The organism is Shewanella sp. BJSY2023SW005 (genome assembly GCF_047314585.1).
GTDB lineage: Bacteria > Pseudomonadota > Gammaproteobacteria > Enterobacterales > Shewanellaceae > Shewanella > Shewanella algae.
Genome location: NZ_JBKORJ010000028.1, coordinates 1 through 17,212 on the forward strand (window position 1 = coordinate 1; position 17,212 = coordinate 17,212).

The 17,212-nt window shown below is 53.0% G+C and carries 9 protein-coding genes; 3 read left to right on the forward strand and 6 right to left on the reverse strand.

Annotated features, from left to right (window positions below):
• On the forward strand, positions 1-543 hold a 543-nt coding region (locus ACMHXI_RS08830), incomplete at its 5' end, for a transposase (RefSeq protein WP_413734348.1).
• A 41-nt stretch (positions 544-584) separates the two neighbouring features.
• Here ACMHXI_RS08830 and hemE read toward each other — a convergent pair.
• Entirely contained in the window at positions 585-1,649 is a 1,065-nt protein-coding gene (gene hemE, locus ACMHXI_RS08835) for a uroporphyrinogen decarboxylase (RefSeq protein ID WP_025886797.1), read from the reverse strand.
• Between the two features lie 623 nt (positions 1,650-2,272).
• On the opposite strand from hemE, the gene ACMHXI_RS08840 reads away from it, so the two are divergent.
• Positions 2,273-2,755, forward strand: coding sequence for an Rsd/AlgQ family anti-sigma factor (locus tag ACMHXI_RS08840; protein ID WP_025009241.1), 483 nt, complete (start codon positions 2,273-2,275; stop codon positions 2,753-2,755).
• Between the two features lie 116 nt (positions 2,756-2,871).
• On the opposite strand, the gene acnB is transcribed toward ACMHXI_RS08840, so the two are convergent.
• Positions 2,872-5,469 carry a bifunctional aconitate hydratase 2/2-methylisocitrate dehydratase gene (acnB, locus tag ACMHXI_RS08845; RefSeq protein WP_025009240.1) on the reverse strand — a complete coding sequence of 866 codons (2,598 nt, stop codon included), beginning with the start codon at positions 5,467-5,469 and terminating at the stop codon, positions 2,872-2,874.
• Positions 5,470-5,861: 392 nt separating this feature from the next.
• Between acnB and hxpB the strand changes: the two genes are divergently transcribed.
• Entirely contained in the window at positions 5,862-6,524 is a 663-nt protein-coding gene (hxpB, locus tag ACMHXI_RS08850) for a hexitol phosphatase HxpB (protein WP_107352325.1), read from the forward strand.
• Positions 6,525-6,579: 55 nt separating this feature from the next.
• Here hxpB and ACMHXI_RS08855 read toward each other — a convergent pair whose 3' ends face one another.
• From ACMHXI_RS08855 to lpdA, 4 genes are all read right to left on the reverse strand, one after another.
• Positions 6,580-8,634, reverse strand: a complete 2,055-nt coding sequence (locus ACMHXI_RS08855) for a M13 family metallopeptidase (RefSeq protein WP_101060241.1) — start codon at positions 8,632-8,634, stop codon at positions 6,580-6,582.
• A 151-nt stretch (positions 8,635-8,785) separates the two neighbouring features.
• Positions 8,786-11,002 (reverse strand): patatin-like phospholipase family protein, encoded by a 2,217-nt coding sequence (locus ACMHXI_RS08860; RefSeq protein WP_062793714.1) that lies wholly within the window; start codon positions 11,000-11,002, stop codon positions 8,786-8,788.
• Positions 11,003-11,090: 88 nt separating this feature from the next.
• Positions 11,091-15,533, reverse strand: coding sequence for an EAL domain-containing protein (locus ACMHXI_RS08865; protein ID WP_208142434.1), 4,443 nt, complete (start codon positions 15,531-15,533; stop codon positions 11,091-11,093).
• 171 nt (positions 15,534-15,704) lie between these two features.
• Positions 15,705-17,135, reverse strand: a complete 1,431-nt coding sequence (gene lpdA / locus ACMHXI_RS08870; RefSeq protein ID WP_025009237.1) for a dihydrolipoyl dehydrogenase — start codon at positions 17,133-17,135, stop codon at positions 15,705-15,707.
• Between the last annotated feature and the right edge of the window lie 77 nt (positions 17,136-17,212).

Sequence of the window (17,212 nt, forward strand, 5' to 3'; positions counted from 1 at the left end):
AAGTGGCCTATGCTACCTGACAATATTGAAGCTCGCTTACTGACAAAGACGATAAAAGGTAAGTCGGTTTCCATTTTGACCTCATTAACGGACCCATTGCGTTATCCGGGGGCAGAGATAGCGGATTTATATGCCCATCGATGGGAGATAGAAGTGGGCTATCGGGAGATGAAGCAGCATCTTCTGGAGAGTCGCTTTACGTTRCGYAGTCAATTGCCAGAGYTGGTTATCCAAGAATTGTGGGGAGTACTGTTGGCCTATAACCTCATCAGATACAAGATGGTGTTGATGGCTAAGAGCTTACCGTCGTTACATCCGAACCAATTAAGCTTTAGAGATGCATCGAGTTATATCATTTTTAAACTGACTCAGCTGTCATCTCAAATGCCTGGGAATGTTCCGAGAGAGGTCTTGGACATAGTGCGTAATGCGAGGCAGTTCAAGCTTGATGGGAAACGGGATAGAGCCTATCCACGTGCGTTAAAAATGAGTAAAAACAAGTATCCCATTAAGCCTAAGAAAAATGCCGTTCACACTAAGTGAACGGCATTACCGCAATGCGGGCTTTTTTATTGAGCGAATGCTTACTTGTGGTACTGGGCAGACAGCTCGTGTACCGACTTGACGAAGGCTCCGGCGTGCTCAGGATCCACATGCTGGTGGATGCCATGGCCCAGGTTGAATACATGGCCCGTACCTTGACCATAGCTGGCCAGGATCTGTGCCACTTCCTCACGAATACGCTCAGGAGATGCGTACAGAGTCGATGGGTCCATATTGCCCTGCAGGGCCACCTTGTCACCCACACGCTTGCGGGCATCGCCAATATCTATGGTCCAGTCCAGACCCAGAGCATCACAGCCGGTTTCAGCCATGGCTTCAAGCCACAGACCACCGCCTTTGGTAAACAGGGTCACTGGTACCTGACGGCCTTCGGCATGACGATTCAGACCATCGATTATCTTCTGCATGTAACGCAGTGAGAACTCGCGATAGGCCGCATGAGACAGCGCGCCGCCCCAAGAGTCAAAGATCATCACGGCTTGAGCGCCGTTGGCAATTTGGGCGTTCAGATACAGGGTTACGGAATCTGCCAGCTTGTCCAGCAGCATGTGCAGGGCGGCAGGCTCGGCATACATCATCCGCTTGATCTTTTCGAAGGCCTTGCTGGAACCGCCTTCAACCATATAAGTGGCCAGTGTCCATGGCGAACCGGAGAAACCGATCAATGGCACTTCACCCTTGAGTTCACGGCGAATGGTGCTGACGGCTTTCATCACATAACCGAGCTCATCTTCCGGATCCGGTACAGCCAGCTTTTTGATGGCTTCAATGGTGTCGGTTGGACGCTCAAAGCGAGGACCTTCACCGGCTTCGAAATACAGGCCCAACCCCATGGCATCAGGCACAGTCAAAATATCGGAAAACAGGATTGCCGCATCCAGTTCAAAACGACGCAGCGGCTGCAGGGTAACTTCACAAGCCAGTTCGGCATTACGGCACAGCGCCATAAAGTCACCGGCTTCGGCGCGGGTAGCGCGATATTCTGGCAGATAGCGGCCAGCCTGGCGCATCATCCAAACTGGGGTAACATCAACAGGTTGCTTGAGCAGCGCACGTAAATAACGATCGTTTTTTAATTCTGCCATTGGGCTTATTCCTACTCCGATTGAGATCTGCTGGGGCGGTAGTTTAGCATTTGCGGCTGTATTGTAACCTGTGTCTGAGTATTTATGTGACCACAGGCATGGATAAATACTATTCCAGTGAGAAGTTTGCGGACTGCCAAGCCATCCAGGCCGCTCCACAGGCAAACTGATAGGCACCAAGCCATGGGTGTGAACCAAAAGCAGATAAACGAAATACAGGGGAACTTGATGAAGCTCAAGACTTGCCGACACAATCGGCACGGGATCACATTCTCACAACAAAAGTATAAAGATTGAGGCGTCAGACTAATGTCTTATGACAGAAAAAAGTTGCACAGGTTCCCACCCTTTGGTATAAAAAGTCTGCGCTAGCAAGAACAATCAAGAAGCTCGTCACATCGAGCCTGTTAAAACTTTCCTCGCCCAGCTGTAGTTTCTACCGCTGGGCTTTTTATTTCCCATTCCACGCTTGGATACACAATTTAACATTTGAGTTGTTTTTGTATACAAAACAACTGGTTTGTCCATGTGTAAAAAAGTCGTCTACACACCGAAAAGAGTTGATCACTGGCTAACTTGTCACCTAAATTAGGAGCAAGTGCGGCGATAAGGATGAGAAGATCATGCTGAAACAACTTGAACAGGCCGAGCAAAAATGGGGCGGAGCCAATGCTCTGGTGGATCAATGGTTGAACAACCGCAGAAAGTTACTGGTTTATTACTGTAAGTTGGCCGGACTGGCTCCTTATGAAAACCGTGACAAGTCCCTGCCCTGTGTCGATCAGGTTCGCAGCTTCTGCAATCTGCTGGTGGATTATGTCTCGGAAGGTCATTTCGAAGTCTTCAACAAGGTAGTCGACGCCTGTGACGAACAGGGACAATCGAACAAGGCACTGGCACAGCAGTTACTGCCCAAGATTGTCGAGACCACAGATCAGGCCCTGGACTTCAGCGACAAGTATTCCGAGCTGGAAAGCGATGATCTGCTCTACCAGCTGGATAAAGATCTCGCCGAACTGGTGCACGCCCTGGAGACCCGCTTCCAGTTGGAAGACAGAATGTTGGAAGTGCTGCACAACAAGAAGTTGGCACCGACCATCAACTGATCCCTTAACGAGTCTGCAGCTTATCGCCGTTCCTTGCGCCTTATTGCACTCGCTTGCAGCTCGTTTCAGACACAAAAAAGCCAGCTCTATGAGCTGGCTTTTGTTATTGCGATAACTTAAACCGCTGACTGGAAGATCACTTCACCGGCTTTCTTGGTGTAAGACTCCAGTTGGTCGAAGTTCAGGTATCTGTAGGTATCGGCCGCTGTTGCGTCCAGCTCCTTGGCATATTCCTGATACTCTTCAGGGCTTGGCAAACGTCCCAGCAGCGCTGCAACGGCAGCCAGCTCGGCAGAGGCCAGGTACACATTGGCACCTGTACCCAGGCGGTTCGGGAAGTTACGGGTAGAAGTCGAAACGACAGTCGCGCCTTCGGCAACCCGTGCCTGGTTACCCATACACAGAGAACAACCGGGGATCTCGATACGGGCACCGACGCGGCCGAAGATACCGTAGTAACCTTCTTCGGTCAGCTGATCCTTATCCATTTTGGTTGGCGGAGCAATCCACAGACGAGTAGGCAGCGTCTTGGCGAACTTGTCCAGCATCTTACCCGTGGCGCGGAAGTGACCTATGTTGGTCATGCAGGAACCGACAAACACTTCATCAATCTGGGTGTTGGCTACCTGAGACAGCAATACGGCGTCATCGGGATCGTTCGGTGCACACAGAATAGGCTCTTTGATCTCATTCAGATCGATCTCAATAACCGCTGAATACTCGGCATCCTTGTCGGCTTCCATCAGTTCAGGGTTCGCCAACCACTCTTCCATGCCCTTGATACGACGTTCTATGGTACGGCGGTCGCCGTAGCCTTCGGCGATCATCCACTTGAGCATGACTATGTTGGAGTTCAGGTACTCGATGATAGGATCTTTATCCAGCTTGATGGTACAACCGGCGGCAGAACGCTCGGCAGACGCATCAGACAGTTCGAATGCCTGCTCAACCTTGAGGTGCTCCAGACCTTCGATTTCGAGAATACGGCCGGAGAAGATATTCTTCTTGCCCTTCTTCTCAACGGTCAGCAGACCCATTTCGATGGCCTTATGCGGAATCGCATGCACCAGATCACGCAGGGTGATACCAGGCTGCATCTTACCCTTGAAGCGCACCAACACAGACTCAGGCATATCCAGTGGCATAACACCGGTAGCGGCGGCAAAAGCCACCAGGCCGGAACCAGCTGGGAAAGAGATACCGATAGGGAAACGGGTGTGCGAGTCACCACCTGTACCTACGGTATCAGGCAGCAGCATGCGGTTCAGCCAGGAGTGAATAACACCGTCACCAGGACGCAGGGAAACACCGCCGCGGTTCATGATGAAGTCAGGCAGAGTGTGGTGAGTATTTACGTCAACAGGCTTGGGATAAGCGGCAGTGTGACAGAAAGACTGCATGGTCAAATCGGCGCTGAAACCGAGACAGGCCAAGTCTTTCAACTCGTCACGTGTCATAGGGCCGGTAGTGTCCTGAGAACCGACAGAAGTCATCTTGGGCTCACAGTATTGACCAGGGCGGATACCTTCTACGCCACAGGCCTTACCTACCATCTTCTGTGCCAGGGTGTAACCCTTGCCGGTATCGGCAACGTCACCTGGACGCACGAAGACATCGGAGGCTTCCAGACCCAGAGCTTCACGGGCCTTGTCGGTCAGACCGCGGCCGATGATCAACGGAATACGGCCACCGGCACGCACTTCGTCCAGCAGCACATCAGTCTTGAGTTTGAATTCAGAAATAACTTCGTCGCTATCGTGACGGGTCACTTTACCGGCATAAGGGTAGATGTCGATAACATCGCCCATCTCCATATTGCCCACATCCAACTCAATCGGCAAAGCACCGGCATCTTCCATGGTGTTGAAGAAGATAGGGGCTATCTTGCCACCGAGGCAGAAACCACCGGCACGCTTGTTGGGCACGAATGGAATATCATCGCCCATGAACCACAGCACAGAGTTGGTCGCCGACTTACGGGAAGAGCCTGTACCGACCACGTCGCCCACATAAACCAGTGGGAAGCCCTTGGTCTTGAGTTCTTCAATCTTCTTGATTGGGCCTACTACGCCTGGCTGATCCGGCTCAATACCGTCGCGGGCGTTTTTCAGCATCGCCAAGGCGTGCAGTGGGATATCGGGACGTGACCAGGCATCAGGAGCCGGAGACAGGTCGTCGGTGTTGGTCTCGCCTGTGACCTTGAATACGGTCAGAGAGATTTTATCGGCCAGCTTGGGGCGGCTGAGGAACCACTCGGCATTGGCCCAGGACTCAACCACTTGCTTGGCATAGGCGTTACCCGCCTTCATCTTCTCAACCACATCGTGGAAGGCATCGAACATCAGCAGGGTATGAGACAGAGCCTTGACCGCCAGCGGGGCCATCTGCTCGTTGTCCAATTGGCGGATCAGGGGTTCGATGTTGTAACCGCCCTGCATGGTACCCAAGAGTTCCAGCGCACGCTCGGCGCTCAGGATTGGGGATTTCACCTCACCCTTGGCAACGGCATCCAGGAAACCGGCCTTAACATAGGCGGCTTCGTCAACACCTGGGGGAATACGATTTTCGAGCAGGTTAAGAATAAATTCTTCTTCGCCTGCAGGTGGGTTTTTCACTAATTCAACAAGCTCAGCCACTTGATGTGCATCCAATGGCTTAGGGACTACGCCCTCAGCAGCACGCTCTTCGACGTGTTTACGATATGCTTCTAGCACGGCAACATTCCTCTTTGTTAGGCGCTCTTACGACTGCACGTCTTCATGAATGAAGCTGACAGCCCCACAGGATCGACCCGTAAATTCCGGCCTGCAGTATACTACAGCTTTGCAAAAGTATGAATGAGATCACACTAAGGCAACTGAGAAATCGTGGCAAAATCCCAAGGTCGGCGACACACTAAGCCCCTCATTAAACAAAGGAAATTAGACAATAGTTTGAAAAAATGATTTTTTCATTTAAATACAAATAATTAGATTGTAGTAATCGAATTAAATTCAAACGCCTTCAGCCAAGCATCTCCTAATCTCCCCTGCCGGGATAATTTTGCATCCCGGGGCCGCTTTTCGTTATCCTGCGTCCAAATCCGCGCCGTTTTTGAGACTTTTCCATGCAAGCACCCGCAATACAGGCCGTTATTTTTGATATGGATGGGATATTGATCGACTCAGAGCCCGTCTGGCAGCAAGCCGAGTATCAGGTTTTGCAGCAGCTGGGGATGACTGTCAGCCGTGAAGCCATACAGCAAACCACTGGCCTGCGAATCGATCAGGTGGTGGACTTCTGGTTACAGCGCTTTCCCAAGGTCAAAGTAGAACCTCAATATATCGCCGATCAAATCATAGCGGCGGTAATCGCCTATATCCGCCGCGATGGCAAACCCATGCCTGGTGTTGTCGATGCCCTCAGCGCCTGCCGCAGCCGAGGCCTGAAAGTGGGCCTGGCCACCTCTTCCTCCTGGGATATTATCGATGCCGTGCTTGGCAAACTCGCCATCACAGAAGCCTTCGATGCGATACAATCGGCTCAGGATTTTCCACTCGGTAAACCCCACCCTGAGGTTTATCTCTTCTGCGCCGCCAAACTGGCACTGCCACCAAGCCGCTGCCTGGCGGTGGAAGACTCTTTCAATGGCCTGATAGCCGCTCGCGCCGCCAATATGCAGACCTTGATAGTCCCGGCAGCCGAGCAGCGCCAGGATCCCCGCTGGGCTGCGGCGCATCATCAGCGTGATAGCCTGGAAGCCCTGCCGGCACTGCTTGATACCCTGTAAGTCCGAATACAACAGAGCCAGGCATCTGCCTGGCTCTGTTTTCTGGTAATCCGCCTTACCAGATCTTCACTCTGTCCTCTTCCGACAGATACATCTTGTCAGTCGGCTTGAGGTCGAAGGCTTTGTAGAAACCTTCCACGTTGCGGGGAGTGCCCATGGCGCGGTAGTGGCTGGGTGAATGCGGGTCAGTCAGCAGACGACGTCCCAGCTCCTCGTCACGGTAGTTGCGGCGCCACACCTGTGACCAACCGACGAAGAAACGCTGATCGCCGGTCAGGCCGTCCATTACCGGTGCTTCTTTACCGTTGAGGCTCAGGTGATAAGAGCGCAGGGCAACGGTCAAGCCACCCAGATCGCCTATGTTCTCGCCCAGAGTCAGGTCACCGTTGACGAACTTGCCGGGCAGAGCTTCAAACTGGCTGTACTGGGCAGACAGCTGCGCGCCGCGCTTCTGGAACTCTTCGCGGTCTTTGTCTGTCCACCAGTTGCGCAGGTTACCGTCGCCGTCATACTTGGCGCCCTGATCATCAAAACCATGGCTGATCTCGTGGCCAATCACCGCGCCTATGCCACCATAGTTCACCGCGTCATCGGCTTCCATGTTGAAGAAAGGCGGCTGCAGAATGGCGGCCGGGAACACGATTTCGTTCATCACAGGGTTGTAGTAGGCGTTCACCGTCTGCGGTGTCATGTGCCACTCGCTGCGATCGATTGGCTTGCCCAGCTTAGCCAGCATGTCCTGGTATTCGAAACGGGCATAACGCTGGTAGTTACCCACCAGATCGTCAGCCTTGATCTCCAGATTGCTGTAGTCTTTCCACTTGTCCGGATAACCTATCTTGTAAGTAAACTTGGACAGTTTTTCCTGAGCCGCTTTCTTGGTCTCAGGTGTCATCCACTCCAACTCATCGATGCTGACTTCAAAGCCCTTGATCAAGTTCTTGATCATCGACTCCATCCGCGCCTTGGCTTCCGGCTGGAAGTGACGGGCAACGTATTCTTTACCCACCAGCTCACCAATCACTTGATCGGCGCCATCGACGGCCCGCTTCCAGCGTGGTTTTTGCTCCTGAATACCCATCAAGGTTTTGCTGTGGAAATCAAAGTGCAGATCGACAAACTGCTGGCTCAGCAAGCCGGCATAGGAGTCCACCAGATGGAATGCCAGGTAGTCTTGCCAGGCTGAAACAGGGAACTTGCCGAACTCGGCGCCCAGCTTCTCAAAGTAGGAAGGTTGACGCACTATCACGTCCTGGGTCTTGCCGGTGAGACCGGCAGCTTTGGCGAAACCGTCAAAGTCAAAGCCGCCCATCAACTGCTGCAGCTCTTTCAGGCTCATCTTGTTGTAGGCCTTGTTGGCGTCGCGAGACTCGACCCGGCTCCACTGGCTCTGGGCAATAAAGAGTTCAATGTTGGCGACATTGGCTGCGGCGGCATCTGCGTGAGGGTAACCGGCGGCGCTCATCAGATTGCGGACATATTCACGCATCGCTTCGCGGTTGGCGACAAACTTGGGATCGTCCTTGAGGTAGTAATCACGATCCGGCAGTGTCAGGCCACTCTGGTACAGGTAAACCCCGTACTGGCTGGAATTCTTGGCATCGTTGTTAACGTAAAAACCAAAGGGAATGCCGGAGCCATCGGTCAGCAGTTTGCCCATCAGCGCGGCAATATCGGCGTGGCTGGCGGTTTTGGCGATATCTGCCAGTTGCCCCTTGAGCGGCGCAATCCCCAGTTGGTCAGTCAGAGTGCTATCCATATAGGCGGCATAGAAATCGCCTATCTTCTGCTCCACTGAACCTTCGGCCTTATTGGGCTTGGCGGCGGCTTCTTCGATAATCTGTTTCAGGGCTGCCTGGCTTTCTTCATAAAGAACAGAGAAAGCACCATAGTTGGATTTGTCGGCCGGGATAGGCGTAGTGGCCAACCACTTACCGTTGACGCTGTAGTAGAAATCGTCCTGATGGCGAACCTGATGGTCAAAGTTTTCCAGCTCAATACCGGAGGCCTTTTTCACTTCTACTTGCGACTGCGGCGCTTGCTGGCTGGCACAGGAAGCCAGACCAAGGCTGAGGGCGATGCCCAATGCCAGGGTGCTTATTTTGCTCATTTTCTTCCCCGAATTTGTGATTGTTCAGATAGTTATATTGTTACAAAGATACCAGTTTCAAACCTTAGCACTCCCTGTGACCAGTCTGTAGTGGATTTTTGTAAATATCTATGAACACTACAGAGCGGGTCACAGACGGGCCAGGCCCGCATTAGAAGTTTTTGCCGATAAACAGGTAGACAGCATTTTCGCCATTATCGCTGAAACCAAAGCCCAGTGCCGCCGGCCCCAGTTGGGTATCTGTGCCCAGGAACAGGCTGCTGGAATAGATGAGATCGTTAAACATCACATGTTCATCCAGCCCCCAGACATTACCCGCTTCCAGACTGGCCCCCAGGTATAGAGGGAAGTCCTTCATCCCCAGCGCATCACGGCCGAGATCATACTGATAGATAAAGGCACCAAACACCTTCTGGGCGCCGGCAATAGAGTTCTTGTGGTAGCCGGAAAGATTAAGGAAACCGCCGAGGTCGGAGACATAGAGAGTAAAGTTGCCATCTTTATCCACGGTTGAATAAGAGGCCTTACCGACGAAGGAATGATTGCCGACACTGACCACCCCTTTCCAGTCTGCTTCAATCTGCAGCGAGTGCTCGGGGTCTGTCTTGAAGTCGCCCTCCTCATACTCCTCATTGCGCAGGTAGATATTCAGGGTGAAGCGATTGCCAGAGGTGGGGAAGCTGATGCTGTCCAGAGTGTCGTAGCCAAACTTGAAATAGGCGCCGTAGGTGTTGAACTTGAGATCTTCAAAGAAGGCCTCGTTGGACACCACCCCCGACTCACCAGTCAGCCCCAGCTCAATCCGGCCCTGTTTGACATAGTTGTACCCCAAACCCAGGTCGATTCTGTGGCTCTTGCGATCCAACTCGAAGTAGAGTTTGTTGGCATCAAACAGATCCCAGCTCTTGATCTCGTACTGGTAACGGGCGCGGGCATAAAACTGCTGATCCCGGTCCAGAGGTTGATAAAACTCGGTGCCGAGCAACTTCTCGAAGCCCATCTTCACTTCATTGCGCCACTCACCGCCATTTTCGGTCAGGTCTGTCATGGTCAAAGCAGCATCCAGAGTCACTGCCGAGTCCAGCGAAAAGTCGTCTTCCCAGTTAAAACCAAACTGGAAGTAGTTGGGGCCCCAGGACTTGGCCTTGGTGGTCACGGTTAACACCCGGCCTTCATCTGTGTCCTGAAACTCGGCGCTGACCCGCTCGAACTTGTTCAGCGAGTAAAGCCGGGCAATGCTTTCGTTCAACTGCTGCTTGGTGACTCTGTCACCCACCTCGATATCCAGTATGTCATCCAGCAGCGAATCACTGACTTTGGACTGATTGTTAAGGACTATGCGGGTAACGGGCCTCTCCAGATTATCGAGCCAGTCACGACTGGCGTCGCGCTTTTGCTGCACATAAGCACGGTATTCCTCGGGAGGCACCGCCAGTTGGCTCAACCTAGCCGTATGCTGCACCGCAGCCGTCACCCCGGCTTCCAGCGCCTTGGGCATATCGGCAAAGTCTGTAGTGCTGAGCTTATCTATGGCCGGACGGATCAGGATATCGTCTTTGGTCAACAGTGCCTTTTGCCGCTCTGTACTGGCATTGGTCAACATGGTGGACAGCTGGTTCAACACCGCTATGGTGCCGTTGAGCTGATCCTTTTTCACCAATGGCGAACCTATATCGACGGCGATAATGACATCCGCGCCCATGGCCTTGACCACATCCACAGGCATATTGTTGGCAATGCCACCATCCACCAGCAACTTGCCATCGATTTCAGCCGGTTGCAGCGCTCCCGGCACTGTGGCCGAGGCCTGCATCGCTTCCACCAAGCTGCCACTGCTGATCACCACAGGCAGACTGGTTTCCAAGTCGGTGGCCACTGCCCGGTAGGGAATGGACAATTCGTTGAAACTGTTGAACTCCCGCACCAGATCTGTGGTGTTGCGGTACAGCTGCGACATGGTTTGCCCGAGGAGCACGCCACTCGGCGACTGTACTTCACCGCCGCGGATCCCCAGGTTAAGCGGAATATTGTATTGATCTCTTTGCTGCTTATCACGATAGCTCATGGCCTGGCGTGGAATGGTATCCGAATACCCCTTGGACCAGTCTTCATTCATCATGATGGTTTCAATTTCAGTGGCACTGTAACCCAGCGCATAAAGGCCGCCGACATAGGCGCCTATGCTGGTACCGGCGACATAGTCGACCGGGATATTGTTGGCCTCGAGCATTTTGAGAACCCCGACATGCGCCGCGCCCTTGGCACCACCGCCACTGAGAACCAGGCCCACTTTGGGACGTTCGGCCGCCACGGCAGCCACACTCAACAGAGTGCCTATCAAAACCAGTAAGCGCAGAGAGGTCTTCATACCTAGCAAGAGTTCCAGAATTAGAGTCGGCATATTCTAACAAAGAATTTACAGTAAAGAGAAAGTTCCAAGTGAGTATAAGCAGCGATTATTGGTGGTGCGTCTCGTAAAACCAGGATGCCAGTTCGGCGGCCGGCACAGGTTTGGCAAAGTAATAGCCCTGAATGATGTGGCAGCCTCTGTGAGTGACCTGTTGTAACTGCTCCCGGGTTTCCACCCCTTCGGCCACGACCTTGAGCCTGAGGTTACGGGCCAACTCGACAATACTGCTGACAATCGCCTGATCGGCACTGTTGCCGGCAATATCCTTGAGGAAGGAGCGATCTATCTTCAGAGTGTTGACTTCAAAGTGGCGCAGATAAGCCAAAGAAGAGTAGCCGGTACCAAAGTCATCGATAGCGACTTCTATGCCGTGGGCTCTCAGCTGTTTCAAATGCTGACGGGCAATGTGCAGCTCTTTCATCAACACCCCTTCGGTGATCTCCAGCGCCAGATATTCGGCCGGCATCCCGGTTTCTTCGAGGATATTGAGCACGCCACTGATAAATTCCGGGTGACGGAAATGCACGGCGCTGACATTCACCGACAACTTGAACGGCTCGGCCACACTCTGGCTCCAGCGGGCACCATCCTCACAGGCCTGGCGCAACACCCAACGGTCGATGGCAACAATCAAACCACAGGACTCGGCCACCTTGATGAAAATATCCGGCCGCACAAAACCTTCACTCGGATGATGCCAGCGCAGCAAGGCCTCCATGCCGATAAACTTTTGCTGCTCCTTGACATCAAACTGGCCCTGATAATAGAGCTCAAACTCGCCCTGCTCTATGGCGTGGCGCAACATGGCCTCCAATTTCAAGTGGTACAGCGCCTCGGCATTACGCTCACTGGAGTAGTATTGGAAGTTGCCGCGCCCCTCTTCCTTGGCATGATACATGGCCTGATCGGCGTTCTTGATCAGCGCCTCCGGCTGCCTGGCATCGTCGGGCCAGATGCTGATCCCTATGCTGGTGGAAATAAAAAACTCCCGTCCATAGAGTTCGAACGGCTGAGCTATTTGCGCCAACAGGCGCTCACACAGACGGTTGAGCTTATCTATCTCGGCCTCATTCACCAGGATCACAAACTCATCACCACCGAAACGACACAGCACCTGCTCCTGATCCATCACAGACTGCAACCTGTTGGCCGCCTCCACCAACAGGGCATCCCCCATACTGTGGCCGTAAGAGTCGTTGACATGCTTGAACCTGTCCAGATCCAGAAACAGCAAGGCCAGTTTCTGCTGTTTGTCATCGGCTCTGTCTATCGCCTGCTGCAAGCGGTTGGCAAACAGCGAGCGATTCGGCAAGCCGGTCAGCACATCATAGTTAGCCAGACGGCGCAGATCGGCTTCGGTGCGTTTCCGCTCTGTGATGTCGGAGAACACCACCACATAGTGCTGCACCCGTTCCTTGAGATCCTGCATAGAGGAGATATTGAGCCACACGGGACAACGCGACCCGGCCACGCCGACAATTTCCAGCTCGCCGGTCCAGGATTCCACCCCTTGCAGCAGAGTGGCGACTTTGTCTTTGTGGAAGTTTTCGCTAACCACCAACTCGCCAAAGTGTCGCCCTTGCAGGCTATGTCTATCCTGACCCACTATCGACTCAGCCGCTCTGTTGGCTACCTTGATGACCTCATCGGCATCCAGAATAAACACCCCTTCAGAGGTGTTTTCAAACGCCTGAGCCAGCAACTCGACTTCGTCTTCCAACTGGCGCTTGATGGTAATGTCAGAGTAAATCCCGGCAGCCTTGCTGACCTTGCCGGAAACCGGATCATGACTGACAGGCCTGCCGCGCACCCTGAGCCAGCCCCAACTGCCATCACGGCGGCGATAGCGGTATTCAGACTCGAACCTGTCGCTCTCTCCTTCGACCATCTTGTTCCATTCATCCAGCGCTGTGGCCTGGTCGTCCGGATGCACCGGCAGCTTGTCTATGGCGATAAGAATAAAGTCTTCGTCACTCCCCAGCACGCCACCGCGATTATCCAGATGAAACAGGCCTGTATCGCGGCGCCACTCCCAGAGATCCGATTCACTGCCCCTGAGCGACTGCCTCAGCCTGTCGTCGCTCTGGCGCAGCGCCAGGTTCATGGTCATAAAACGCCGCACCTGGCGCTGACGCAGCAAGACTATGGTGAACACCATAGCCAATAATGCCACCACCAACAGACCTTTGAACCAACGACTCTGCCACCAGAACAGGTCAACAGTGAAAGGGAAACGGAAAGGTTCCGACTGCCAGATACCGTTATTTTGGCTAAGCACCTCCAGTTGGTAGGCACCGGGGATCAACCCTGAAAGGTTGATCTGTGACTGATTTTCCAGCAGTAAATAGTTCAGCTCATCCTCGCCAGGACGTCGTAAACGGTACTTGAGGCTGATAGGCGCATCGTCCAGATAATCCATACTGGTCAACTGAAAGCTGAGCATTCTGGCACCCGGGGCAATGAGCTGTCCCGGCGTAGGCACCAGACTCAGCTCTGTCTTGTTGTCATAGTAGGCGGCAATGGATTCGAGAATGGCGCCGTGCCTTGGAATACGGTTTACCAAAGAATCGACATCCAGCAACATCACTCCATCCGGAGTGCCCACATAGAGCCCCTGCTGTGGTTCATAGAAATAGGCTCCTTCGTTGAGCTCCTTGCCCAGCAAGCCATCGTCGTCGTTGAATACCTTGATTTCACCGCTGTGTTTGTCCTGACGGATCAGCACATAGGTACAACCAACCATACGGTAGTCGCCGGTATCCTGCAGGAAAAATACGGTATTGCAGTCCAGTTGCCACTCTTGCGTCAAACGGCGGATCTTCATGGTCTGCAAATCCAGCTCTATCAGGCCTCCCTGACGGGTAGCCAGCCAGAAGCGGTCTGGGCTCAATTCCAGCAGTTGGCTCACCGTGGGCATATGCGGCAATTCATCAAATACTGTCGCCAACGAGCGAAAACCGCCGCCCTGCTCCAGATAACCGAACGACTTGTTGCCACCGACCCACAAACGTTCGCTGCTGTCGCGGTAAACGCTATAAATAATCGGATTACTGCCGCTGTATTCGGCGCCGGGCAAATTCCTCTTATTGATGCTGCCCTGCTCCTTGTCCCACTCATAGAGACCATTGCTGGTTGCAAACCACCAGAGATTGCCCTCATGCAGGGTATTGAGCACTGTCTTATGACTCAGGGACTGCCCGCTGCCGCTCCACTCTCCCAAGGGTTGCCCTTCCAGAGTCTGCTTATTCATCACAAACAAACCATTGGTGGACGAAAGCAGCAGGTGTTCTGAATCCAGATTATCTATCTTGTAGATGCTGTCATTGACCTCCATCCCTCTGGGAACCGCCGTTTTGGTCTGCTGAGTCTTGCGGTTAACGGCAATCACGCCCGAGTCGGTTCCCAGCCACAACATCTCGTCGTCGGCCAATATGGTCCACACCATTTCATCACTGAGCTTATAGGGTTCAGAGGCGCTGAAACTATCCAGTAAAAACTCGGGGGAGTCGGCCACCACGGCCAACGAGTGTCCTGTACCACCGACCCAGATCAAACCATTGCTGTCCACCTGCAGGGCGTTGATATATTCGATACCGGCCCTGAGCTTTAACTGCTCTTTGAACTGTTTTAATTTGCGGGTGCGCGGAGACCATTTCAGCAACCCCTGCTTACTGGCAATCCACAGGTTACCCTTGAGATCTTCGGTGATCACACTGGTGAAAAAGGGAATTTCGGCCACGGCCTCTATGCGGTTACTTTCAAGGTTAACCCGATAGAAGCCTTTACTGGCCGCCATCCAAATCTGGTTGTTACTGTCGAGAAACAGGGCATTGAGGCGGCCATAACTGCCCTGCCATGACAAGCGTTGTTTGACGCTGCCATTTTGCGATCTCAGCTCCACACCATAGGCGTTACCCAACAGCAAGTCGCCGTTCTCAAGCTGCAGAATTTGACTCCATAGCAGGTCACTGTCGTAGGGTAGGTCAAACAGTTTCTGCAGCTGTTGCAGGTCCTGACTCAAGCGCCAAACCTGGCCTTTTTCGGTTAATAACAACCAGTCACCGGCCGCCGATTTCAAACTCTTCATTAGGCCGCCGCCCTGATACTCAGGGAACAACTCATCGCTGCCAAACTGACGGAAACGGTTATCGGCTATATGGTAGAGGTAGGCGTGAGACAGAGTGCTCACCAACATCTGCTGTTGCCCGAGAGACTTGACCAGGGGCAGATATTCATCGGCCATCCGCGACTCGAGGCCGTCGCGGTCCAAACGGCGGATATTGGCGTTACTGAGGCGATACAACCCCTGCTCGGTGGAGAGCCAGATAAATCCCCGCTCATCCATACTGATGTCGAGAATACTGGTATTGATCAAGCCGTCTCTGGAGGAGAACACTCTTTTAACCAACTCATCGGCATATGCCGGTGCTGCCCCCAAACAAAGGCAGAGCAATAACCCAAGACCTGCTGTTATTAGTTTTCTTATCATCGGCTGATGAATAACCTTGGTGACCAATCTTGAATGTACCAGCTAGGCCGCTGAATTTCATCTTGCAAACAACAATTCATTTACATACCCGAGCCAAAGCACAAAAAAATCGGGCCCAGTCAACTGAGCCCGATTTCAATACTGCCTGGGGACAAACGCCCAATCAGCAGATTACTTTTTCTTTTTTGCCTTTGGGTTAGGCAAATCTGTGATTGAACCTTCGTAGATCTCTGCTGCCAGCCCTACAGACTCGTGCAGAGTCGGGTGAGCGTGGATGGTCAGCGCCAGATCTTCGGCATCACAACCCATCTCGATGGCCAGGCCGATTTCACCCAGCAACTCACCGCCGTTGACACCCACAATGGCGCCACCGATCACTCTGTGAGTCTCTTTGTCGAAAATCAGTTTGGTCATACCTTCGCTGGCATCGGAAGCGATAGCACGGCCGCTGGCTGCCCATGGGAAGGTCGCGGTTTCGTAAGCTATGCCCTGCTCTTTGGCTTCTTTCTCGGTCAGACCAACCCAGGCCACTTCAGGATCTGTGTAAGCGATGGATGGAATGACTTTAGGATCGAAGAAGTGCTTCATACCGGCAATCACTTCTGCAGCCACGTGGCCTTCATGCACACCTTTGTGAGCCAGCATTGGTTGACCCACGATATCGCCCACGGCGAAGATGTTGGCCACATTGGTACGCAGCTGCTTGTCGACATTGATAAAGCCACGCTCATCAATCTTGACCCCTGCCTTGTCGGCATCGATCAGCTTGCCATTGGGAGTACGGCCAATGGCCACCAGCACTGCGTCGTAACGCACTGGCTCGGCAGGCGCAGCCTTACCTTCCATAGACACATAAATACCGTCTTCTTTGGCTTCAACCGCTGTCACCTTGGTTTCCAGCATCAGGTTGAATTTCTTCTTGATCTGCTTGGTAAAGACCTTAACCACGTCTTTATCGGCCGCTGGGATCACCTGGTCGAACATTTCAACCACGTCGATTTCACTGCCCAGAGACGAGTACACAGTACCCATTTCCAGACCTATGATACCGCCGCCCATGACCAGCATCTTGCCTGGGATCTCTTTCAGTTCCAGTGCATCGGTAGAGTCCCAGATACGTGGATCTTCATGAGGAATGAAAGGCAGCTGAATTGGACGAGAGCCGGCAGCTATGATGGCGTTGTCAAAGTTAACCACTGTGGTTTCACCGTCGGCACCTTTCACTTCGAGGCTGTTCGGGCCAGTGAACTTACCGAAACCGTTAACCACCTTCACTTTACGCATCTTGGACATGCCGCCAAGACCATTGGTCAGTTGGCCGATCACTTTCTCTTTAAAGCCACGCAGCTTGTCGAGATCGATTTTGGGCTCGCCGAACACGACACCGTGATCCGATACCGCCTTGGCTTCTTCAATCACTTTGGCTACATGCAACAGGGCTTTGGAGGGAATACAACCCACATTCAGGCATACGCCACCCAGAGTGCTGAAACGCTCAACAATCACTGTCTCCAGGCCTAAATCTGCCGCGCGAAAAGCCGCAGAATAGCCAGCAGGGCCAGCACCTAATACCACTACCTGAGTTTTGATTTCGTTACTCATTTTTTCCTCTGATTTCTTTCATTCCGTTGGGGACTGCCAGCCCAACCTGCGATGCGCCAGCTCGAAAGTGCTTGTCT